Source organism: Marinobacterium sp. BA1 (genome assembly GCF_041155135.1).
Taxonomy (GTDB): domain Bacteria; phylum Pseudomonadota; class Gammaproteobacteria; order Pseudomonadales; family Balneatricaceae; genus Marinobacterium; species Marinobacterium iners.
The window spans coordinates 2,665,957-2,687,390 of the sequence record NZ_BAAFHC010000001.1; the positions used below are offsets into that span (position 1 = coordinate 2,665,957).

At 54.1% G+C, this 21,434-nt stretch carries 18 protein-coding genes, 2 rRNA genes, 1 other RNA gene and 2 pseudogenes; 5 read left to right on the plus strand and 18 right to left on the minus strand.

The features are described from left to right. Positions 1-3: 3 nt before the first annotated feature. The 9 genes from ACAM29_RS12880 to grpE form a co-directional block, all read right to left on the minus strand. On the minus strand, positions 4-450 hold the full coding sequence (locus tag ACAM29_RS12880; protein ID WP_091822756.1) for an ATP synthase subunit C: 447 nt from the start codon (positions 448-450) through the stop codon (positions 4-6). After that, positions 438-2,231, minus strand: a complete 1,794-nt coding sequence (locus ACAM29_RS12885; RefSeq protein WP_369624373.1) for a V-type ATP synthase subunit I — start codon at positions 2,229-2,231, stop codon at positions 438-440. Before ACAM29_RS12885 ends, ACAM29_RS12880 begins: the two co-directional genes overlap by 13 nt. Next, complete coding sequence (locus ACAM29_RS12890) at positions 2,228-2,833, minus strand: V-type ATP synthase subunit D (RefSeq protein WP_369624374.1); 606 nt, start codon at positions 2,831-2,833, stop codon at positions 2,228-2,230. The genes ACAM29_RS12885 and ACAM29_RS12890 overlap by 4 nt, the downstream gene beginning before the upstream one ends. Before the next feature lie 7 nt (positions 2,834-2,840). Then, on the minus strand, positions 2,841-4,199 hold the full coding sequence (locus ACAM29_RS12895; RefSeq protein WP_206838701.1) for a V-type ATP synthase subunit B: 1,359 nt from the start codon (positions 4,197-4,199) through the stop codon (positions 2,841-2,843). Between the two features lie 29 nt (positions 4,200-4,228). Then, on the minus strand, positions 4,229-4,540 hold the full coding sequence (locus tag ACAM29_RS12900) for a YqfO family protein (RefSeq protein WP_091822765.1): 312 nt from the start codon (positions 4,538-4,540) through the stop codon (positions 4,229-4,231). A 167-nt stretch (positions 4,541-4,707) separates the two neighbouring features. Further along, positions 4,708-5,517: a 4-hydroxy-tetrahydrodipicolinate reductase gene (gene dapB / locus ACAM29_RS12905; RefSeq protein WP_206838697.1), complete on the minus strand. Its 810-nt coding sequence runs from the start codon at positions 5,515-5,517 to the stop codon at positions 4,708-4,710. Between the two features lie 46 nt (positions 5,518-5,563). Then, positions 5,564-6,703 carry a molecular chaperone DnaJ gene (gene dnaJ, locus ACAM29_RS12910; protein ID WP_091822928.1) on the minus strand — a complete coding sequence of 380 codons (1,140 nt, stop codon included), beginning with the start codon at positions 6,701-6,703 and terminating at the stop codon, positions 5,564-5,566. 102 nt (positions 6,704-6,805) lie between these two features. Then, positions 6,806-8,725: a molecular chaperone DnaK gene (dnaK, locus tag ACAM29_RS12915; RefSeq protein WP_369624375.1), complete on the minus strand. Its 1,920-nt coding sequence runs from the start codon at positions 8,723-8,725 to the stop codon at positions 6,806-6,808. Between the two features lie 102 nt (positions 8,726-8,827). Next, on the minus strand, positions 8,828-9,418 hold the full coding sequence (gene grpE / locus ACAM29_RS12920) for a nucleotide exchange factor GrpE (protein WP_206838665.1): 591 nt from the start codon (positions 9,416-9,418) through the stop codon (positions 8,828-8,830). 164 nt (positions 9,419-9,582) lie between these two features. On the opposite strand from grpE, the gene recN reads away from it, so the two are divergent. After that, positions 9,583-11,250 carry a DNA repair protein RecN gene (gene recN, locus ACAM29_RS12925; RefSeq protein WP_369624376.1) on the plus strand — a complete coding sequence of 556 codons (1,668 nt, stop codon included), beginning with the start codon at positions 9,583-9,585 and terminating at the stop codon, positions 11,248-11,250. Between the two features lie 20 nt (positions 11,251-11,270). Here recN and fur read toward each other — a convergent pair whose 3' ends face one another. Next, a complete protein-coding gene (gene fur / locus ACAM29_RS12930) occupies positions 11,271-11,705 on the minus strand; it encodes a ferric iron uptake transcriptional regulator (RefSeq protein ID WP_091822776.1) in 435 nt (144 codons plus the stop codon). Between the two features lie 88 nt (positions 11,706-11,793). Between fur and ACAM29_RS12935 the strand changes: the two genes are divergently transcribed. Continuing rightward, on the plus strand, positions 11,794-12,135 hold the full coding sequence (locus tag ACAM29_RS12935) for an outer membrane protein assembly factor BamE (RefSeq protein WP_369624377.1): 342 nt from the start codon (positions 11,794-11,796) through the stop codon (positions 12,133-12,135). A 21-nt stretch (positions 12,136-12,156) separates the two neighbouring features. On the opposite strand, the gene ACAM29_RS12940 is transcribed toward ACAM29_RS12935, so the two are convergent. The 3 genes from ACAM29_RS12940 to ACAM29_RS12950 are packed head-to-tail and all read right to left on the minus strand — an operon-like array spanning position 12,157 to position 14,309. After that, positions 12,157-12,480, minus strand: a complete 324-nt coding sequence (locus ACAM29_RS12940) for an RnfH family protein (RefSeq protein ID WP_206838646.1) — start codon at positions 12,478-12,480, stop codon at positions 12,157-12,159. After that, positions 12,480-12,920 carry a type II toxin-antitoxin system RatA family toxin gene (locus ACAM29_RS12945; protein WP_354408686.1) on the minus strand — a complete coding sequence of 147 codons (441 nt, stop codon included), beginning with the start codon at positions 12,918-12,920 and terminating at the stop codon, positions 12,480-12,482. The genes ACAM29_RS12940 and ACAM29_RS12945 overlap by 1 nt, the downstream gene beginning before the upstream one ends. A gap of 24 nt (positions 12,921-12,944) precedes the next feature. Next, positions 12,945-14,309 carry a sodium-dependent transporter gene (locus tag ACAM29_RS12950; RefSeq protein WP_369624378.1) on the minus strand — a complete coding sequence of 455 codons (1,365 nt, stop codon included), beginning with the start codon at positions 14,307-14,309 and terminating at the stop codon, positions 12,945-12,947. A 161-nt stretch (positions 14,310-14,470) separates the two neighbouring features. Between ACAM29_RS12950 and smpB the strand changes: the two genes are divergently transcribed. The 3 genes from smpB (at position 14,471) to ACAM29_RS12965 (ending at position 15,960) form a co-directional block, all read left to right on the plus strand. Further along, complete coding sequence (gene smpB, locus ACAM29_RS12955; protein WP_091822791.1) at positions 14,471-14,950, plus strand: SsrA-binding protein SmpB; 480 nt, start codon at positions 14,471-14,473, stop codon at positions 14,948-14,950. Between the two features lie 55 nt (positions 14,951-15,005). After that, positions 15,006-15,363: a transfer-messenger RNA gene (ssrA, locus tag ACAM29_RS12960) on the plus strand. A gap of 156 nt (positions 15,364-15,519) precedes the next feature. After that, positions 15,520-15,960 carry a hypothetical protein gene (locus ACAM29_RS12965; protein ID WP_369624379.1) on the plus strand — a complete coding sequence of 147 codons (441 nt, stop codon included), beginning with the start codon at positions 15,520-15,522 and terminating at the stop codon, positions 15,958-15,960. On the opposite strand, the gene ACAM29_RS12970 is transcribed toward ACAM29_RS12965, so the two are convergent. The 5 genes and pseudogenes from ACAM29_RS12970 to ACAM29_RS12990 all read right to left on the minus strand — a co-directional run bounded on the left by ACAM29_RS12970 (position 15,909) and on the right by ACAM29_RS12990 (position 21,403). Further along, positions 15,909-16,913 carry a tyrosine-type recombinase/integrase gene (locus ACAM29_RS12970; protein WP_369624380.1) on the minus strand — a complete coding sequence of 335 codons (1,005 nt, stop codon included), beginning with the start codon at positions 16,911-16,913 and terminating at the stop codon, positions 15,909-15,911. The genes ACAM29_RS12965 and ACAM29_RS12970 overlap by 52 nt on opposite strands. A gap of 571 nt (positions 16,914-17,484) precedes the next feature. Continuing rightward, a pseudogene (locus ACAM29_RS12975) lies at positions 17,485-17,672 on the minus strand (IS3 family transposase); the annotation flags it as partial. 98 nt (positions 17,673-17,770) lie between these two features. Then, positions 17,771-18,106, minus strand: a pseudogene (locus ACAM29_RS12980) (transposase); the annotation flags it as partial. A gap of 128 nt (positions 18,107-18,234) precedes the next feature. Further along, positions 18,235-18,350 (minus strand): 5S ribosomal RNA (rrf, locus tag ACAM29_RS12985). Positions 18,351-18,516: 166 nt separating this feature from the next. Continuing rightward, positions 18,517-21,403 (minus strand): 23S ribosomal RNA (locus ACAM29_RS12990). Positions 21,404-21,434 lie beyond the last annotated feature (31 nt).

Here is a 21,434-nt window from a genome sequence, read left to right on the forward strand (position 1 = left end):
TCCTCAGGCCGGAATGCCGGCGCTGATCACCAGAGCAAAAATGAAGGCAAACACGGCAAAGCCTTCCACTATGGCGGCTGGCGCAATCGACATACCGAATATTTCCGGCTTGATTTTGGAAACGTTGATCGCGCTGGCACAGCACTGCCCCTGCCGGACCGCACTGAACAGCAGCGCCAGACCCGCCAGAATGCCAACGGCAAACAGACCCGGCGCATTGTCGATATTCACCTCACGGTTAAGCGAGAACATCACCACGATGCCATAAATGGTCTGTGACGATGGCATGGCGGCAATGCCGACGTATCGCCCATGTCCGGTTTCCGTTTCCAGCAGCGCGCCGCAGGCAGCCTGCCCCGCCAGTGCACAGCCAATGATGCTGCCAATAGCACCCAATGCCATGGGGCCATACAGCCCCGCCCATCCCAGTGCCAGTATCAGGTTGTCCAAGGGTTCACCTCCCGCTTGGTGAAAGGTTGAAATGCGTAGCCTTCATCCGCAAGGCTCCAGTTGTAGAACTCGATCAAATTCAACCGCAGTCCGTGAATCACACCACTGACAACGGCCAGTACAAAATTGAGCAGGTGCCCCAGCAGCAGGATCAACACCTCCAGCAGCAGCCCCATGCCGGGAACGGCAGCCGCAACGTCGCTGGCGAGCTGGTTGAAGGTGATGGCCAGCGAAGCGCTGGCCAGCCCAAGTGCAAACAGACGCAGATAGCTGAGTACATCACCGAACATTTTTGACAGTCCGGTCAAGGCCATCAGGCCATCAATCAGCCGCCACATCCAGTTCTTCGCCCCCTGCCATGGACGATGGCTGGAGCAGAGCAGAATCGCCAGCACGCCCGCGGCCAGCATGGCCCATTCAATATCGACCTGCTGCCTTAGCCAGGCGCTAACACCGGCCAGAATCAGTACAATCCAGCCCAGCGGGGCCAACATGACAGTGCTGGCTCGACTGCGCCAGGCCGTAATCAGGTTTGCCAAGACCAGGTGCCCGGCTCCCATGATCACTGATATTTTCATCATGCTGTCGAAATCATTCATATCAAACAGCTTCAAACCCTCCAGCTGTTCAGGCGGAGCGGCACCAAAGTAGCTGCCCACCAGCGCACCCCAGGCAGCTGAAAACAGAGTGAGCGTTACCCCGAGCGCCCGCAGACGGCGACCGGTGGCACTTTCGCCCATGCGGCGCCAATAAAATCCAAGCACCGCTGCCAACAGAAGCGCATAGCCGGCATCCGAGATGATCAGGGCAAAGAAGATGGCAAACGAGAAAAAGATCACCCGCGATGGATCCCAACTGCGGTAACCCGGCATCTGGTAGAAACGGACAATATCCTCGCCGCCGGAGATGCGATCAGGGTTCTGTAACAGCGTGGGCGGCAGATCGTCTTCGGCAGGTGCTTCAACCACCAGCGCCAGCCCCTGTCGGCGGGCAAAGCTTTCCAGTGCGTCCTGCTGCTGCGCCGGGAACCAACCCTGCAGCGCAAACACCTCTTCAGTATCCAGCGTCTGCCGACTGACCTCTTCACGCTCGGCCTCATCTTCATTGCCGGCAAGTGAACGTTGCAGCAGATACAACCAACGGGTAAATGCCTCGCGCTCGGCGTCCAGAGCTTCCAGCTCAATTTCAAGGTCTTCCAGTTGGGCATCAAGCTGCTCAAGCGGGACCGAGCCGGTGTGAGTCCGAGGTACCGGCATCTGGTTACTGCGGGGCTCTTCTCGAGAGATGACAGCCACATAGGAGTTGCGGTTGTCACGGTGCACGACAGCCCAGGGCAGCTCATTGCCTTCCAGCTCATGCATACGGTAATTGGGCACCAGATAGAACCAGAGCAGCTGGCCATACAGGCCCTGCTCGCCGGGGAGATTAAAGCTGCCCCAGGGTTCCAGATCCTTGATACGCTTGCGCAAAAAGTCGCGCTGCTCGTTCAATTCCAGTCGTTTTTTGCGATTTTTCAGGACACCCTCAAGTACCTGTCGCAGGCTGAAATGGCGCTCCGTGGTCACTTGCTTGCGCTTCTGCGGACAACTGAGCAGATACCGAATAGCCTGCTGCAGCTGTTCGGGGTATACACCATCGAGTAACGCCACCTCACGTTCCTGCGATTCATGGCGCAGCGGAATAACATGCACAAGCCCCAGCGCCTGCAGCTGGTCCAGCACCTGAGCCTTGTCCTCGGTCAACCCGATCAAGGTCGCCTTTTGCAGCGTTACAATACTCATTGCAGTGCCACCCTGGCCCGTTTCCCCTTGGCAATCTTGGCCCGCACGACCCCGGCACGCTCGGCATCCGAAAGGGCGATGCGGATACGGCGGATATTAGACTCGGTACGAGGGATCAGGACCTTATCAAACAGGTTAAGGCGCTGTGTCGTTTTTTGCAGCGCCGCCTCAAGACGTTCAAGCCGTACCCGCTCAACCTGCTGCAGCACTTTCAGCTCAAGCATCTGGCCCATCAAATCCACTGCACGGTCGACCCACTGCGGCATCGCCAGTCGTGAGTACTGCGCTCTGTCCAGCTCAACACGTGCCACGCGGGGCAACTCAATGCCCACCAGATTATCCAGCTGGTGCTCAACCCGTTGAATCCTGATCAGGCTATTCAGGTCGAGCCGCGTCTGAGCCAGCATGGGGATTTGCTCAGCTACACTGGCGTTGATCAGATCCTCATCCTGCTGCAGCTGCTCCAGTACACGGCGAGACTTCATCCGCGCCGCCAGTATCTGTTTGCGCTTGAGATCCAGTGCCGGAACGAATTGGCGGAAGGATTTCAACCGCTGGTTTTCATGGTTGAGCGTGCTCTTGTTGAGCGCCAGCTTTGCCATAACCGATTCAGCCTGCCTGCTGCTGTGGGAAATACTTGTCGATCAGCTGTTGCTTCATCAGCAGCTCTTCCGGCTTGAAGCATTCAGCCAAGGTCTGCCAGCACTGGTCCAACGCCTGCTCCAGCGGCATGGAGACACTGATGTCCATGAAGCGATCGCGGAACAAGTCACCAAATTTCAACAGCCGCTCGTCATACTCGGTCAGATCAAAGGACATCGCCTGCTTTTGCTGCGCATCACGCGCTTCGGCATAAAAGCGAACCATGGTATTCATGATCTGACCATGATCCTCACGGGTCACCTTGCCGATCACGTGTTGCTTCAGACGCGACAGCGAGCCGAAGGGATCGAGCACACCGTTGTGCAGATAAAACTGTCCCTCGGTGATATAGCCTGTGTTGTCAGGCACTGGATGGGTGACATCATCACCCGGCATGGTGGTCACCGACAGAATAGTCACCGAGCCTGCGCCCTTGTAGTCGCAGGCCTTCTCGTAACGACGCGCCAGCTGGGAATAGAGGTCACCGATATAACCTCGGTTGGAGGGCACGTGTTCCATGGATATGCCCACTTCTTTCAGCGCATCGGCATAAGCGGTCATGTCGGTGAGCAACACCAGCACCCGCTTGCCCTCTTCCACGGCAAAACGCTCAGCCACCGCCAGCGCCATATCCGGTACCAGCAGGCCTTCTACGGTGGGGTCGGAGCCCAGGTGCACGAACATCACGGTGCGTGCGCTAACACCGGCCTCTTCGAAAGCGCGGCGGAAAAAGTGATAGTCATCGAAGATCAGGCCGATACCACCAAAGACCACCACATCCGCATCGGCGTTAGCACCGATCTGCGCCAGCAGGCGGTTGTATGGCTCACCGGCCACCGAGAAAATGGGGATTTTCTGGCTTTCGACCAAGCAGTTGAACACATCGATCATCGGCACATCGGTGCGGATCATACGTGACGCCAAAATGCGCCGGGCCGGGTTGACCGTGGGGCCATCGATTTCGATACGGGTTTCTTCGGACAGACTGGGACCGCCGTCAATGGCGCGTCCGGAACCGGAAAAGGCGCGTCCCATGATGTTCGGCGAAAAAGTCACCTGCATCGGATGACCTAGGAAACGAACCCCGGCCTTGGTGGACAAACCTTTGGTGCCGGAAAATACCTGCAGTGAGACACTGTCGCGATCCAGCTGAATCACCTGCGCCATGTACGGAGGCTGATCGGGGTCGAGGATATTTTCGATCAACGCCAGATCTCCATAACCGATGGCGGCAACCTCGCCCTCTTCAGGCTCAGGCACGTGGACTTTGACGATATCACCCACGATCTCAAGAATGCGCGAGTAGCGAACCAACAATTGTGTCACACCGACTTCCTTCTCATTTGCCATCACACTCAGAATGCGGCCAGCGGGTAGACCTCGTAGGCGACTTCCTCATAGGGGTGCGCCTGCTTCAGGGCTGCCACAGCTGACTCTATCAGCTCATCACTGCAGACCATTTCTACCTTCCATTCAGTTACTCGTTCCAGCTGATGCTGCCGGCCCAAGTGGGGATTGGAGCCATCAAGCGGACGAAACTGCCCCGTACCAAGAGATTGCCAACAACACTGATCATAATCGCCGATATGGCCAACGCCAACTGCAAACAAAGCCTGCTTAACCGCTTCACAGTTGGCTTCAGGGACGAAAAAACAGAGTTTGTACATGCTTGTCTCCCTGCCAAGTGCCTTCATCGATCTACACCATAGCGCCAACTGTGCAGCCGCAGCAAGCATCGAAATCAGGATGCCAGCTCAAGGTGACACAAACATTGCGCACAGGCATAAAAAAGCCCGCTACTAGAGCGGGCAGAGGGAACAACAACGTGTTGGGTTCAGTGCAGGCCCAGTACGTCCTGCATGTCATACAGTCCGGTTTGCTTATCGCCCAACCAGCCTGCGGCACGGACCGCGCCCTTGGCAAAGGTCATGCGACTGGAGGCCTTGTGCGTGATCTCAATACGTTCGCCTTCGGTCGCGAACAGCACTGTGTGATCCCCGACAACATCTCCGGCCCGAATGGTTTCAAAGCCGATCTCTTTTGCAGGACGAGCACCGGTTTGCCCTTGACGACCATATACGGCACAGGTCTTCAGATCACGTCCGAGCGCATCAGCAACGACTTCTCCCATCCGCAGAGCGGTACCGGACGGCGCATCAACCTTATGTCGATGGTGCGCTTCGATCACTTCAATATCGTAGCCACCGTCATCACCCAGTGCCTTGGCAGCGATCTCAAGCAGCTTAAAGCAAAGGTTTACTCCCACACTCATGTTGGGAGCGAATACCAGCGCCGTTTTTTCCGCAGCCTGTTTCAGCTCTTCTTTCTGACTCTCATTCAGGCCGGTAGTTCCGATCACCATTTTTTTGCCGTTAGCAGCACAGAACGCCAGGTTCTGCAGGGTGACTTCCGGCGTGGTAAAGTCGATCAACAGGTCAAAATCGGATGCCACATCGTCCAGACTGCCAGCCAATTTGACATCCAGCCTGCCCACTCCCGCCAGTTCGCCGGCATCAGCACCAATAAGTGAGCTGCCAGGCTCAACGATGGCAGCACTGAGACTGACATCATCAGCCTGTTGCAGTGCTTCAATAATGGTTTTTCCCATACGGCCGGCTGCGCCGGTCACCGCTACTCTGATCATGCACCTGCCCCGCTGGTCTGTATCCATTTACCTGATTGTGTGATGATCAGGTCATATCTTCAAAGAACTTTTTAACCGAGTCGAAGAAACCGTGTTTCTTCGGGCTGTGCTTGCTGTTGCCTTCTTCAGTGGCATCCGCAAATTCTCGCAGCAGCTCTTTCTGGCGACTGTTCAGATTAACCGGCGTTTCGACGATAACCTTCACCATCAAATCACCTACGCTGCCGCCTCGAACCGGGGTCACACCCTTGCCACGCAGGCGGAACAGCTTGCCGGTCTGGGTTTCGGTCGGGATCTTCAGTTTGACGCGGCCATCAAGTGTCGGCACGTCAAGCTCACCACCCAGTGCCGCATCCACAAAGCTGATCGGCACTTCACAGTAAAGGTGCTTGCCATCACGCTGGAAAATCGCGTGTTCACGCACATGTACCTGTACATAAAGATCACCCGCCGGACCACCATGCGAGCCAGCTTCACCTTCACCGGCCAGTCGAATGCGATCACCTGTATCAACACCGGCCGGAATCTTAACCTGCAGCGTCTTGGTTTTTTCCACCCGGCCCTGACCGTGGCAGCTGTCGCAGGGGTCGGAAATGACCTTACCCTCACCACGGCAGGTTGGGCAGGTCTGTTGTACAGAGAAGAAACCTTGCTGCATCCGCACCTGCCCCACGCCACCACAGGTAGAACAAGTCTTGGCACTGGTGCCTGGCTTGGCGCCACTGCCATCACAGGTTTCGCAGCTGACATAGGTGGGGATCTGCAGCGTTTTCTCACACCCGCGTACCGCTTCTTCAAGCGTCAAATCGAGGTTGTAGCGCAAATCGGCGCCACGCTGTACGCTGGAGCGGCGGCGCCCACCACCGCTTCCACCGAAGATGTCGCCAAAAACATCACCGAAAATATCGGAGAAGTTACCTTCAAAGCCACCACCTCCGAAGCCACCCATACCACCCTGGCCATCCACGCCCGCGTGACCGAACTGGTCGTAAGCCGCTTTTTTCTGGGCATCCGACAGCACTTCGTAGGCTTCGCTGATCTCCTTGAACTTGTCTTCAGCTTCCTTGTCGCCCGGGTTGCGGTCGGGGTGGTATTTCATCGCCAGCCGACGATAGGCTTTTTTGATATCGCGATCGGAGGAGTCGCGCGATACGCCCAAAAGTTCGTAGTAATCCTGTTTTGCCATGATCCGAATCTGACCCGTCAGGTTTGACTCCAAAGAGCCGGACATGACAACGCGGGCAGAAGCCCGCGTTGTCACACTGCAACGATCGACACTCGCGAACGCTTACTTCTTGTCGTCGTCTTTGACTTCTTCAAACTCGGCGTCAACGACATCGTCCGCGGCATCCTTTTCACCCGCTTCGCCACCGGCCTGTTCAGCCTGAGCCGCATCTGCGTACATTTTCTGAGCCACCACTGACAGCGCTTCGGTCAAAGTTTCAGTCTTGCTCTCGATGGCTTCCTTGTCTGTGCCCTTGAGCGCTTCTTCCAGATCCTTGATAGCCGATTCGATCTTCTCTTTTTCATCCGCAGTCGCTTTGTCACCGGCATCTTTCAGGGTCTTGTGTGCGGTGTGGATCATCGCATCACCCTGGTTACGCGCGGTGGTCAGCTCCTCGAACTTCTTGTCCTCTTCGGCATGCGCTTCGGCGTCACGCACCATCTGTTCAATCTCATCATCATTCAAGCCGGAAGAAGCCTTGATTACGATGGACTGTTCCTTGCCAGTAGCCTTGTCCTTTGCGGACACGTTCAGAATACCGTTGGCATCGATATCGAAGGTCACTTCGATCTGCGGCATGCCACGAGGTGCCGGCGGGATATCGGCCAAATCAAAACGACCAAGCGACTTGTTCTGGCTCGCCTGTTTGCGCTCGCCCTGTACCACGTGAATGGTCACAGCCGTCTGGTTGTCGTCCGCTGTCGAGAACACCTGCGACTTTTTGGTCGGGATAGTGGTGTTCTTTTCAATCAGGGAGGTCGCAACACCACCCATGGTTTCAATACCCAGAGTCAGCGGAGTGACGTCCAGCAGCAGTACGTCTTTCACATCACCGGACAACACCGCACCCTGAATGGCAGCACCGATGGCAACCGCCTCATCCGGGTTAACGTCCTTGCGCGGCTCCTTGCCGAAGAACTCAGCTACTTTCTTCTGTACCAGCGGCATGCGGCTCTGACCACCGACCAGGATCACCTCATCAATCTCGGACACAGACAAGCCGGAGTCTTTTACCGCAATACGGCAAGGCTCGATGGAACGTTCGACCAGCTCTTCAACCAGTGACTCCAGCTTGGAGCGTGTCAGTTTCACGTTCAGGTGCTTCGGACCGGTCGCATCAGCCGTGATGTACGGCAGGTTGACGTCAGTCTGCTGTGCGGAAGACAATTCAACCTTCGCTTTCTCACCAGCTTCCTTCAGACGCTGCAGCGCCAGCGGGTCGTTGTGCAGGTCGATTCCACTTTCTTTCTTGAACTCATCCGCCAGGTAGTTGATAACCGCCAGGTCGAAATCTTCACCACCGAGGAAGGTGTCACCGTTGGTTGCCAACACTTCAAACTGGTGCTCGCCATCCACATCGGCAATCTCGATGATGGAAATATCAAACGTACCACCACCGAGGTCGTATACGGCAACGGTCTTGTCGCCCTTGGACTTGTCCATGCCATAAGCCAGCGCAGCCGCTGTCGGCTCGTTGATGATGCGCTTCACTTCCAGACCGGCAATTCGGCCTGCGTCTTTGGTGGCCTGGCGCTGAGAGTCATTGAAGTAGGCCGGTACGGTGATCACTGCTTCAGTGACCGGCTCGCCGAGATAGTCTTCAGCGGTCTTCTTCATCTTTTTCAGCACTTCAGCCGATACCTGCGGCGGAGCCATCTTTTTGCCTTTTACATCAACCCAGGCATCACCGTTGTCGGCCGCAATGATTTTGTAAGGCACCATCTTGATGTCTTTCTGAACCACCTTGTCATCATAGCGGCGGCCAATCAGACGCTTGATGGCATACAGTGTGTTGTCCGGGTTGGTAACGGACTGGCGCTTGGCCGGCTGACCAACCAGTGTTTCGCCGTCATTGGTATAGGCGATAATGGACGGTGTGGTGCGATCACCTTCCGCATTTTCAATCACTTTGGTCTTGTCGCCGTCAAGGATCGCCACGCAGGAGTTGGTGGTGCCCAAGTCGATACCGATAATTCTGCCCATGTCTTACTCCGATCTTTCTGTGACCCATATTGGGTCAAAAACTGTTCAATTAGCCGTTGTGCATCTATATGGGTACGGCAGCGCGTTTTTCAACTCCGGCCTTCAGCCTTTTGCTACCATCACCATAGCGGGACGTACCAGACGGCCATTCAGCAGGTAACCCTTCTGTACCACTGTGACGACCGTGTTAGGCTCAACACCTTCTGCCGGCACCATGGACATCGCCTGGTGGTGCTCCGGATTAAATACTTCACCCTGCGGATTCAGTTGCTCCACATTGAATTTTTCCAGACTGGAGAGGAACAGCCCCAGTGTCATCTCGACACCTTCACGAATCGCTTTGACCTTCTCCTCATCGCCTTGACTGGCTTCAATTGCACGCTCAAGACTATCCACCACCGGCAGCAACTCTGTCGCAAATTTTTCCAGACCAAACTTGTGTGCCTTTTCCACATCCTGCTCGGCACGGCGGCGAATGTTCTGAATTTCGGCCTGCGCACGCGGTTTGAGCTCAACCAGTTCCTTTTTCAAAGCGTCAACCTCAGCGCGGGACTCTTCCAGCTGCTGGATCAGGCTGACTTCCGTCTCTTCGGCAGCACCTGGCTCTACAACTTCACCTTCGGCGACCAGCACTTCAGGTTCGTTTTGAACCGGCTCGACGGCTTCATTCTGATTCTGCTGCTCTTTCGACATCAGGTCTCTCCAACTGACACTTGAGTATTGGCGTTGATGGCATCTATATGGGGCTCTCTCAGATGGATTCAACCGGCAGCAAGATTTTTTTCAGCTGGGGATTGCAGGTATCGATCAAATGGCTTATACAGTAAATACTGTATAAATAACCATGTGTAATTATCATGCTGACCCAACTGACCATTCGCAACTTCGCCATCGTGAGCGACCTTGAAGTCGAGCTGAATCGAGGGATGACCGTCATCAGCGGCGAAACCGGCGCCGGCAAGTCAATCATGCTGGACGCCCTCGGACTCTGCCTGGGTGATCGAGCTGACAGTGACAGTGTCAACAGCGGCTCAGAGCGCGCCGAGCTCACGGCCAGCTTTGATATCCGCACAATCCCACAGGCCAGGCTGTGGCTCAGCGAACACGACCTCGAGGGAGATCCCCAGGAATGCCATTTGCGGCGAGTTGTAACCCGCGAAGGCCGCAGCCGCAGCTATATTAACGGTCGCCCCGCACCACTGGCACTGCTGCGCGAGCTCGGCCAGTACCTGGTTGACATTCACGGCCAGCATGAACATCAACGACTATTGAAGAAGGATCATCATCGGATCCTGCTGGACGAATTCGGCAACCATACCGAGCTGGCTGAAGAAGCACGCCGTCTATACCACAAATGGCGCCGCCAGCATGCCGAGCTGGAGCAACTGACCCAGGTATCGGACGAGCGCAATGCACGCATTCAACTATTGAGCTACCAGGTCGAAGAGCTGGAGCAGCTTGCGCTGACTCAGGGAGAGCTGGAACAGCTCGAGCATGAGCAGCAACTGTTGGAAAATGCCGGCAGCTTGTTGAGTACAGGCCAGCAGCTGCTCAACATCAGTCATGAGGATGACAGCCTCAACTGTCAGTCCATGTTGCACCACTGCCTTCAGTTGCTGCAACAGCTGGGCACGGAAGATTCGTGCCTGCAACAGGCCAGTGAAATGTTTAACAGCGCACTGATACAGGTAGAAGAAGCCGGTCGCGAGGTTCGTCACTTTCTGGAATCGGTCGAAATCAACCCCGAACGCCAGCGGGAGGTAGAGGAACGCCTGACGGCCATCTACGATGTAGCGCGCAAACACCGCTTATTGCCTGAGCAGCTTATTGAGTTCCAGCAATCTCTACAGCAGGAGCTAATGGGCCTGACCCGATCCGACAACGAAATTGAATTACTGGCCGACGAAGTAGAATCGGCCTGGCAGAGCTACCTCAAAACCGCCGCTGAGCTCAGCCTTGCACGGCAACAACAGGCCGAGCACTTGGACCGCTTGGTGGACGCCCAGCTGCATGCCCTTGGCATGCCTGCCGCCCGTTTCAGTGCGTGTCTGACGCCACTGGATACTGAGCGCTACAGTGCTAGCGGCCTTGAAGAGGTCGAGTTCCTGATTAGCACCAACGAGGGCCAGCCAGCCCGTGCACTGGCAAAAGTTGCATCAGGTGGTGAACTGTCCCGAATCAGCCTGGCGATACAGGTGGTTACGGCACAGACATCCAGCACCCCAACACTGGTATTTGATGAAGTCGATGTGGGTATCGGTGGCGCCATTGCTGAAGTGGTCGGTCGGATGCTGCGTGAACTGGGTGAACGGGTGCAGGTTTTGTGTGTAACACACCAACCCCAAGTGGCGGCACAAGGGCATCAGCACCTGTTTGTAAGCAAAAAGGGACAGAAAGGTACATCCCAGACCCGGGTATCAAGGTTGAGCGAGGCCCAAAGGGTAGAAGAAGTTGCCCGCATGCTGGGCGGTGTCGATATTACGCGGACGTCAATGGAGCATGCACGAGAAATGCTGTCAGCCTGAGCGGCTGACAGCAAGGCTGCCTACTTCTTGTCCTCTTCTTCACAACCGCCCTTGCAGACACCGTAAAGATAAAGCGTACGGTCAGTAATGGTAAAGCCAAGCTGGTCCGCAACCTTGTCGAGGATTTCGGATACCTTGGGCTCAGTAAACTCGCGTACTCGACCACACTTTACACAGACCACATGGTCGTGATGCTCGTCGCGCGCCAATTCGAAGACAGAATGCCCACCTTCAAAGTGATGACGCGACACCAGACCGGCTGCTTCGAACTGAGTCAGAACACGATATACCGTTGCCAAGCCGACATCTTCGCCAAGCTCCATCAGCAGCTTGTATATATCTTCCGCACTGAAGTGGTCACCTTCGCCGGCACGTTCGAGAATTTGATAAATTTTGACCCGCGGCAGAGTCACCTTCAGTCCGGCTTTCCGCAGTTCCTGATTTTCCAGTGCCATATTAGGTCTCAATCACTATGCTGTTCGGGATTTGCAATGTTAGACTCCATTATCTTTGTTTAGGCATGAAAACGGAAGCCATTTACTGATGCGAAAGGTTCTTCTCAGCACAACACTTGCCCTGATGATCGCCGGCTGCTCCGAGTTCCCAGGCGTTTACAAGATCGATATCCCTCAGGGTAACGTGGTTACTCAGGAGATGGTCAACCAGCTGCGCCCCGGCATGACGCACTCTCAGGTGCGCTATGTCATGGGTACACCGCTGATCAGCGACACCTTCAGCGAGGGACGCTGGGACTACCTGTACAGCATCAAGGAGGGGGATGGCCAGCGTTACCAAGAGCGGGTCAGCGTTTTCTTTGAAGATGGCAGGCTGACTCGCCTTAGCGGCGACTTTCGTCCCGGGGTAGCGCAGGATCAGTCTCGCTAGTCGGTTATACGATGCGGGGAATCACTCCCCGCCCCCCTGTTTCGTTTGCTCTGATGCCTTTTCCGCTTTCATTTTAGCAGCTCGACGAGCACGGACTTCCTTGGGGTCCGCAATTAACGGCCGGTATATTTCAACCCGATCACCATCCTTCAACACTGTCGTCGCAGGGTCCTTTATCGCCTTGCCGAAGATTCCCATCGACGCGGTCGCAGGATCAACACCGGGAAACAGCTCAGCAATTCCAGAGCGAACAACAGCCTGGTAGGCCGTACATTCCTCATCTACCTGCAGTGCAATGATTTTCTGCTCGTAAGGTAACGCATAGGCTACTTCGACACTAATCATTACGCCTCCTGACCCAATACTGTATCGGCACGCATCACAAACGCATCGACCAATGTCGTCGCCACCGAGTTAAACACCTTGGACATGGCAAGCCCGGTGAGCTTGCCCTTGAATTCAAAATCCATCTGCAACTCTACTTTCGAAGCGTCCTCACTCAGGGGGGTGAAGGTCCATTTACCCCTGAAAGACGAGAACGGCCCCTCAACCAAAGTAATCTCCATTGAGTCTGGGCGCTGCAGGAAATTTCTCGTGGTAAAGCTGTACTTCAGCCCGCTCTTTGCAAGATGCAGAGTAGCAACCAGCTCCTGAGAAGACTCAGAAACAACATCGGTCGACGCACACCAAGGCAGAAATGCCGGATAGTTACGCACATCATTTACAAGATCGAACATTTGCTCAGCTGAATGCAGCACCAAAGCGCTGCGGTTTACCTGTGTCATAGCATCCTCATGGTGATCAGCGACTCAGGCCAGCTTGTCGTACAGGTTGACCACAAAAATCACTGCAACCGCAACCGGGGCGATGAACCGAATGGTGAACTGCCATGCACTGTAAGCACCAGAGCTACCCAATGCCAGTTCGTCGCGAGTCATCTTCTGTGTCAAAACCCAACCCGCGTAGACTGCTATCAGCAACCCACTCAACGGCAGCATGATATTGGCAGTAATAAAATCCAGGAAATCAAAGATACCCATGCTGAATATCTTGATATCCGCCCAATGATTGAACGACAGCAGTGATGCAATCCCCATCAGCCAGATGATGAGGCCCAGTAAAGCGGCTGCGTGAAGACGCTTGAATCCAAAACGCTCCACAACCCAGGCTGTTGCCGGTTCTAGCAGGGAGATGGCCGAGGTCCATGCTGCAACACCTACCAAGAGAAAGAACAGAAAGCCAAAGACCTGTCCTCCCGGCATTTGACCAAACGCAACCGGAAGGGTGATAAACATCAGCCCGGGACCTGCCCCCGGGTCCAGTTGGTTGGCAAACACAATTGGGAAGATGGCCAAGCCTGCAACCAGCGCAACCACCGTATCCAGTACCCCTATTGTCAGGACTGTGGCGCCAATTGAATCCTTTTTACCCATATAGGAACCATAGGCCATAATTGCCCCCATACCCAGCGACAGGGTAAAGAAGGAATGTCCCAGAGCCACCAGTACCGCATCCCATGTCAGTGCATCAGGGTTAAAGCTGAACAGGAATGACCAGCCTTCGGCGAAGCTGCCACTGTTGAGTGAGTATCCAAGAAGCACCAATAGCAAAAGGAAGAGGGCGGGCATCATGATCTTGGTTGCCCGCTCCAGCCCCTTGTTTACACCACCTGCTACAACCACGACCACCATCAACACAAAGACAGTGTGCCAAATCAGCATCTGATCCGGACTTGCCAGCAGCGACTCGAATTTCTTACCGGCAAGGTCGCTGCCTATATCAACAAACTGCCCCGTACCCATACCTGCGATGTAGTGCAGAACCCAGCCAGCCACCACCGAGTAAAAAGAGAAAATGATGTACCCAGCCAGCACACCCAGCCAGCCAATCAAGCCCCAGCGAGGATCCCTGCCCGCTTCCACAGCGGTTTCGCGCACTGCGTTGATCGGGCTTTGCCTGGCACGACGGCCGACCAGAATTTCACCCATCATGATCGGTATGCCAACCAGAAGAATACAAACCAGATAGACCAGCACAAACGCGCCGCCACCATTTTCACCCGTGATATAGGGAAACTTCCAGATGTTACCCAGGCCAACTGCAGATCCTGTTGCTGCCAGAATGAAGATCCAACGGTTCGCCCATGAACCGTGCATAGACTGCTTTGACTGCATAGTGCTCTCAGGTTAAAAATTTCATGAACCGCAATTGTTCATATTTCGGACAAGGGTGACAACCTTTTGCTGCATCTCTACGCTCAAACACGAGATTAATTACTCTGGGACAGCTATATCACCCGCTTTCAATGCGGACAGTCGCTCTATATAATCGCGCCATGGCAAAAAAGAAGAAGTCCCCCGGCGGAAACACCATCTGCCTGAACAAGCGTGCCAAGCACGAATACACCATCGAAACCCGATTCGAGGCCGGTGTGTCTCTCAGCGGCTGGGAGGTGAAAAGCCTGCGCGAAGGCCGTGGCCAACTGGTCGACTCATACGTTGTCTTCAAAAATGATGAAGCCTGGCTTGTAGGCGCACACATCACACCCCTGATCTCAGCCTCAACACACTTTGTCACCGAGCCCAGGCGTGATAGAAAGCTTCTGCTGCATCGACGCGAGATTGAAAAGCTGACTACCGCCGTCGAGGCCAAAGGCTACACCTGTGTAGCATTGGCTCTTTACTGGAAGAACGGCATGGTCAAGTGTGAAATTGCGCTTGTGAAGGGAAAGAAACTGCACGACAAACGCGCTGACGAGAAAGAAAAAGACTGGAATCGACAGAAACATCGCGAAATGTCTGTTGCAGCCCGTTGAACCTTTTCACTTTCTTCCGGTCTACAATGCCGGTACAATGACTCGTTACATATCTGGGGGTGACTTGGCTTCGACGCTGATTACGAACCCTTGGGTGCATGCCGAGAACGTGATGATTCTCGTTAATCCCTCATCACACAGTTATAGTTGCAAACGACGATAACTACGCTCTAGCCGCTTAAGTCGGCTAGCGCCGCACTCTAAGGTGTCTGTAACTCAGAGGTTCGCGGTGTCATACGAGACAGAATCGCCTGGATGCTTTGCTCTAAGCTGAACGGTTAAAACTAAAAGAGCTCGCCCATAGCACCCTGGCTCTCGGGTCGCGACGGGTTAATTGAATAGAGATGCCTAAGCATGTAGATCTTGAGGCAGAGGATTGGCGGACGCGGGTTCGAAACCCGCCACCTCCACCAAATTGCAAAAGCTAAAAGCCTGTTTTTACAGGCTTTTTTCGTTTCTGGACCTCTCTCCTTCCCCGAAGTGTCGAAAAAGTGTCGAAACCGTCTTTACAGCAGCGACGCTCACCAGCTATACAACTCCTTCAATGCTGAAATGGAGTTGAGCTGATCATGGACCCAAGAGTTCCGATTTCCACTGACAACATATACAAGTTTCAGGCCACATTTGGCCTCGTCATCATCATCACTGCATTTGTTTTATTTGTCTTGAACAATCAACATGCCAACCAGAGCATCATTTCTAATCTCGAAAAGTTGCTTGTAATTGACGAATCTGCCAAACAAGCGGAAGAGCACGAAAAGCTATACGTACGACAGATAGACGTCGCCGTAAGTAACAGGACACATTACACCTACGTTATAGGGGTCATCCTTGCTATCGGGATTCTTGTTTCGTGGTCAGGCTTCACAAGGTGGTCAAAGCAAGTACAACCCTTTCATGATGACATACTCAGGCTAGAGAAAGAGAAACTTGAGCTGGAAGTAGCCGCCCTCAGGAATCAAGCAGGCTCTGATAGCACCAACACAGGCGAGAGCAGCACCGCATCCTGAAGGTGGTCAGGTGACAGGTGTGCATATCGCATTGTAACTGTTACGGCGGAGTGTCCGAGGATTTTCTGAAGCGTCAGGATATTGCCACCGTTCATCATGAAGTGACTGGCGAACGTATGGCGTAGCACATGAGCTGCCTGGCCCTTGGGTAGCTCTATCGTGGTCTTTTCCAATGCCCTGCGGAATGCACCGATTGAACTGGTGAAAGGTCCGTATGTTTTCCAATGCTGTATTAACCGCTGTTCCAGTTCCTGGGAGATAGGCACGGTCCTAACCTTGCCGTTTTTCGTGTTACTAAAAGTCACTGCCCTATTCCGTACAGATGACGGTTTCAGGTTCTCGGCTTCTGACCATCTTGCCCCGGTTGCCAGACACACCAGTACAATCAGCTCCAGGTGAGGGTTCGCCCCTGCCGATCGGGAGCGGATAGCGTCGAGCAACTCCTGTATCTGATCCTGTGCTAACCAGGATAATTCTATCTGCTGCAGCTTGAGCGGTTTCACCTTGGCCAAAGGGTTTTCGTATTTCACCTGGTCCAGTGCATAGAGTTCGTTATACACCGCACGGATATACGTCAGCTCATTGTTCAGTGTCTTATCGGTAATCCCTGATTCAGAACGCTTGCGACGGTCTTTCATGTACGCTGTCGGTGTCAGCTTGATTGCTGCCGGGTCCTTGAGGCGAGCCGCCATATTCATAAGCGCAGTCTTCCTGCGCACACCATCGCGCAAAGTGTGGCCGTGCAGGTCATACCAGAGTTCGATTAGTTCGCTCAGTTTCCGCAGGTCCTTGGCTTTGGGTGACCACTCCGGTTCCAGGGTGACTTTCTGCTTGCACACCAGCTCAAAGCGTTTTGCGTCCGCTTTAGTCTTGAGTATGCGGCGGAAACGACGCCCTTTGATCGGTTCAATATCGACCTTCCAGCGTCCATCCGGCAGAGGGGATATTGCCACTATGCAGCCACCTTGCTCGTGAGTCGCCGTTCCAATAGGCCCCGTTCGGTCAGGTCAAAAAGGTCTGGTAATCCCCCATTTCTACGCCGCTACTCATCACACAGATGTGTGTCCAATTACGCTTAGTTTTTTAGTTTTCTTTGGTCAAGTCCAACCACTACAGGTCTCGAAATGCGTACCCCCATAGATCTGTGAACGTAGGGGAAGAGGTATGTGGGCTACGCCGCTTTGAATACGGGGCAGCCCCCTCAAAGCCCCCATGTTTTGACATAGATCATTATTTAAATGTCTGCACGGACAATATAAGAGTTTTTCCTATATACCCGCTCATATCACACCCCTATTATGCCCCTGAGGTTCACAAGGTGTGACCAAGACGACAGGAGTTCGTACCTCATCGCCTGCTTCGGGACTGAAGCAGCGACTGACAGGGAAGTCAGTGACAGGGCCCGCCGCAGGGAGAGCGCCGGGCCCTTTCTTTTGCCCGACGCGCTTACCGTTCCGGCTGTTGTTTGTAGCAGGCCCCGCTAAACCGGACACCACCTCATTCGTTTGATGCCAGTTCCGCCCGCTACTCCCAGGTAGATTTCATTTTCAATCCCAAATATGGGTGGCTGCGATTATGGTCCTCGATCCATTTCGGCAACCTGGTCATAACAGTCGCAGCACCAGGAAGACAGTTTAGATACACATAGTCCATTTTAAACGCCTCACGAAGGCCTAGTCCATGCCATTACTCTGAGGGCTTCAAACGGGTGAGGCACTCGCCTCTGACTGAACGAAGCGGTACTCCCCCCCGACATTTAATCTAGTCGGCTTCCAATGATATCGTTGGTTGCTGAGTCTGTTTTCTGCTTTCAGAACGCAGATGCAAACTCCAGCGGAGTTTGGTAGCCCAGTGATGAATGCTGGTCTTGGTTCATTGTAATCAACTCGCCACTCACTGATTAGCTTTCAGGCATGTGCCAGTTCCCCGAACCAATGCTCGTTCAAGCATTCATCCCTGAATTTGCCATTGAAGCTCTCGATATACCCGTTTTGCACCAGCTTTCCAGGCTATATAAGTTTCAGTTTCACCTTATTCTCATAGACCTATTGCTCCAGTGCTTTGCCAGTAAATTCAGGTCTCGGGCCCGTTCTGACAGCGGTCGGATAGCTTCTGAAGCCGCTATAGCATCGAGCGACCGGCAGACCTGCTCGCCTAATGCACCCAGTGCAACCGGGCTATCCAAGCACTCTCTCGTAAGTCTGCCGTCTGCCTGTGCCTCGCCCCAATGCAAAAACCCCGGCCTCAACGAGACCGGGGTTTCTGGTATTAAGTGCCTGGCGATGACCTACTCTCACATGGGGAAGCCCCACACTACCATCGGCGATGACGCGTTTCACTACTGAGTTCGGTATGGGATCAGGTGGTTCCACGTCTCTATGGTCGCCAGGCGAAACTGGTACAAACCGGATCTGATTGAGCCTCGTGCCTATATGTCACGTTGCTCTGATTGTCTGTGTTGTTGCTACAAGCGTTCAATCGGTGCTCTTGCGAGCCGATAATCGTGTTTTGACTGTTTCCAGTCGAACCATTCATTTCAAACGCCTTGGGCGTTATATGGTCAAGCCTCACGAGCCATTAGTACAGGTTAGCTCAACGCCTTACAACGCTTACACACCCTGCCTATCAACGTCCTGGTCTCGGACGGCTCTTCAGGGGGCTCAAGGCCCCGGTGAGATCTCATCTTGAAGGGGGCTTCCCGCTTAGATGCTTTCAGCGGTTATCCCGTCCGAACGTAGCTACCCGGCAATGCCACTGGCGTGACAACCGGAACACCAGAGGTTCGTTCACTCCGGTCCTCTCGTACTAGGAGCAACTCTTCTCAAATCTCAAACGCCCACGGCAGATAGGGACCGAACTGTCTCACGACGTTCTAAACCCAGCTCGCGTACCACTTTAAATGGCGAACAGCCATACCCTTGGGACCGGCTTCAGCCCCAGGATGTGATGAGCCGACATCGAGGTGCCAAACACCGCCGTCGATGTGAACTCTTGGGCGGTATCAGCCTGTTATCCCCGGAGTACCTTTTATCCGTTGAGCGATGGCCCTTCCATACAGAACCACCGGATCACTAGAACCTGCTTTCGCACCTGCTCGACGTGTCTGTCTCGCAGTCAAGCACCCTTCTACTCTTGCGCTCATTGGCTGATTTCCGACCAGCCTGAGGGTACCTTCGTGCTCCTCCGTTACGCTTTGGGAGGAGACCGCCCCAGTCAAACTACCCACCACACAATGTCCTCGATCCGGGTAACGGATCTGAGTTAGAACCTCAACAGTACCAGGCTGGTATTTCAAGGTTGGCTCCACCGGAACTGGCGTCCCGGTTTCAAAGCCTCCCAGCTATCCTACACAAGTAATGTCAAAGTCCACTGTGAAGCTATAGTAAAGGTTCACGGGGTCTTTCCGTCTAGCCGCGGGGACGCTGCATCTTCACAGCGAGTTCAATTTCACTGAGTCTCGGGTGGAGACAGTGTGGCCATCGTTACGCCATTCGTGCAGGTCGGAACTTACCCGACAAGGAATTTCGCTACCTTAGGACCGTTATAGTTACGGCCGCCGTTTACCGGGGCTTCGATCAAGAGCTTCGCGTGAGCTAACCCCATCAATTAACCTTCCGGCACCGGGCAGGCGTCACACCCTATACGTCCACTTTCGTGTTTGCAGAGTGCTGTGTTTTTAATAAACAGTCGCAGCCACCTGGTATCTTCGACCGACATCAGCTTAGGAAGTAAATTCCATCACCGACATCGGCGTGCCTTCTCCCGAAGTTACGGCACCATTTTGCCTAGTTCCTTCACCCGAGTTCTCTCAAGCGCCTTGGTATTCTCAACCTGACCACCTGTGTCGGTTTGGGGTACGGTCGCCTGTAACCTGAAGCTTAGAAGCTTTTCCTGGAAGCATGGCATCAACCACTTCGTCTCACATGGAGACTCGTCATCAGGTCTCAGCCTTAAGGGAGAGCGGATTTTCCTACTCTCCCAGCCTACACCCTTAAACGCGGACAACCATCGCCGCGCTGGCCTAGCCTTCTCCGTCCCTTCGTCGCAGTTACAGCCGGTACAGGAATATTAACCTGTTTCCCATCGACTACGCATTTCTGCCTCGCCTTAGGGGCCGACTCACCCTACCCTGATTAGCATTGGATAGGAAACCTTGGTCTTCCGGCGAGGGGGTTTTTCACCCCCTTTATCGTTACTTATGTCAGCATTCGCACTTCTGATACCTCCACCATGGTTTACACCTTTGGCTTCAACGGCTTACAGAACGCTCCTCTACCATGCCCTAAGGCATCCGCAGCTTCGGTGTCTGGTTTGAGCCCCGTTATATCTTCCGCGCAGGCCGACTCGACTAGTGAGCTATTACGCTTTCTTTAAAGGGTGGCTGCTTCTAAGCCAACCTCCTAGCTGTCTGAGCCTTCCCACATCGTTTCCCACTTAACCAGAACTTTGGGACCTTAGCTGGCGGTCTGGGTTGTTTCCCTTTCCACGACGGACGTTAGCACCCGCCGTGTGTCTCCCATGATTGCACTCTTGGGTATTCGGAGTTTGCATCGGGTTGGTAAGTCGGGATGACCCCCTAGCCGAAACAGTGCTCTACCCCCCAAGGTGAGACATGAGGCGCTACCTAAATAGCTTTCGAGGAGAACCAGCTATCTCCGGGCTTGATTAGCCTTTCACTCCGATCCACAGGTCATCCGCTAACTTTTCAACGGTAGTCGGTTCGGTCCTCCAGTTGATGTTACTCAACCTTCAACCTGCCCATGGATAGATCGCCCGGTTTCGGGTCTACTCCCAGCGACTGATCGCCCTATTAAGACTCGGTTTCCCTACGCCTCCCCTAAACGGTTAAGCTTGCCACTGAAAGTAAGTCGCTGACCCATTATACAAAAGGTACGCAGTCACCGTCCGAAAACGGCTCCCACTGCTTGTACGTACACGGTTTCAGGGTCTATTTCACTCCCCTCACAGGGGTTCTTTTCGCCTTTCCCTCACGGTACTGGTTCACTATCGGTCAGTCAGGAGTATTTAGCCTTGGAGGATGGTCCCCCCATATTCAGACAGGATAACACGTGTCCCGTCCTACTCGATTTCACTGCATATAGGTTTTCGCATACGGGGCTATCACCCACTATGGCCGCACTTTCCAGAGCGTTCTGCTAACCACAACACAGCTTAAGGGCTGGTCCCCGTTCGCTCGCCGCTACTAAGGGAATCTCGGTTGATTTCTTTTCCTCCGGGTACTTAGATGTTTCAGTTCCCCGGGTTCGCCTCTCAAAGCCTATGTATTCAGCTAAGAGATACCCGCAAGCGGGTGGGTTTCCCCATTCGGAAATGTTCGGATCAAAGCTTGTTTACCAGCTCCCCGAACCTTATCGCAGGTTACTACGTCCTTCATCGCCTCTGACTGCCAAGGCATCCACCGTGCACGCTTATTCACTTGACCATATAACCCGAAGGCGTCTGTTCAAATGAAT

Coding starts and splice junctions, on each gene's coding strand:
- ACAM29_RS12940 (WP_206838646.1), bottom strand. CDS start 12,480: ATGATTAGTGTCGAAGTAGCCTATGCGTTACCTTACGAGCAGAAAATC.
- ACAM29_RS12945 (WP_354408686.1), bottom strand. CDS start 12,920: ATGACACAGGTAAACCGCAGCGCTTTGGTGCTGCATTCAGCTGAGCAA.
- ACAM29_RS12965 (WP_369624379.1), top strand. CDS start 15,520: ATGGACCCAAGAGTTCCGATTTCCACTGACAACATATACAAGTTTCAG.
- dnaJ (WP_091822928.1), bottom strand. CDS start 6,703: ATGGCAAAACAGGATTACTACGAACTTTTGGGCGTATCGCGCGACTCC.
- ACAM29_RS12890 (WP_369624374.1), bottom strand. CDS start 2,833: ATGGCAAAGCTGGCGCTCAACAAGAGCACGCTCAACCATGAAAACCAG.
- smpB (WP_091822791.1), top strand. CDS start 14,471: ATGGCAAAAAAGAAGAAGTCCCCCGGCGGAAACACCATCTGCCTGAAC.
- recN (WP_369624376.1), top strand. CDS start 9,583: ATGCTGACCCAACTGACCATTCGCAACTTCGCCATCGTGAGCGACCTT.
- ACAM29_RS12885 (WP_369624373.1), bottom strand. CDS start 2,231: ATGAGTATTGTAACGCTGCAAAAGGCGACCTTGATCGGGTTGACCGAG.
- ACAM29_RS12950 (WP_369624378.1), bottom strand. CDS start 14,309: ATGCAGTCAAAGCAGTCTATGCACGGTTCATGGGCGAACCGTTGGATC.
- grpE (WP_206838665.1), bottom strand. CDS start 9,418: ATGTCGAAAGAGCAGCAGAATCAGAATGAAGCCGTCGAGCCGGTTCAA.
- dapB (WP_206838697.1), bottom strand. CDS start 5,517: ATGATCAGAGTAGCGGTGACCGGCGCAGCCGGCCGTATGGGAAAAACC.
- dnaK (WP_369624375.1), bottom strand. CDS start 8,725: ATGGGCAGAATTATCGGTATCGACTTGGGCACCACCAACTCCTGCGTG.
- fur (WP_091822776.1), bottom strand. CDS start 11,705: ATGGCACTGGAAAATCAGGAACTGCGGAAAGCCGGACTGAAGGTGACT.
- ACAM29_RS12900 (WP_091822765.1), bottom strand. CDS start 4,540: ATGTACAAACTCTGTTTTTTCGTCCCTGAAGCCAACTGTGAAGCGGTT.
- ACAM29_RS12935 (WP_369624377.1), top strand. CDS start 11,794: ATGCGAAAGGTTCTTCTCAGCACAACACTTGCCCTGATGATCGCCGGC.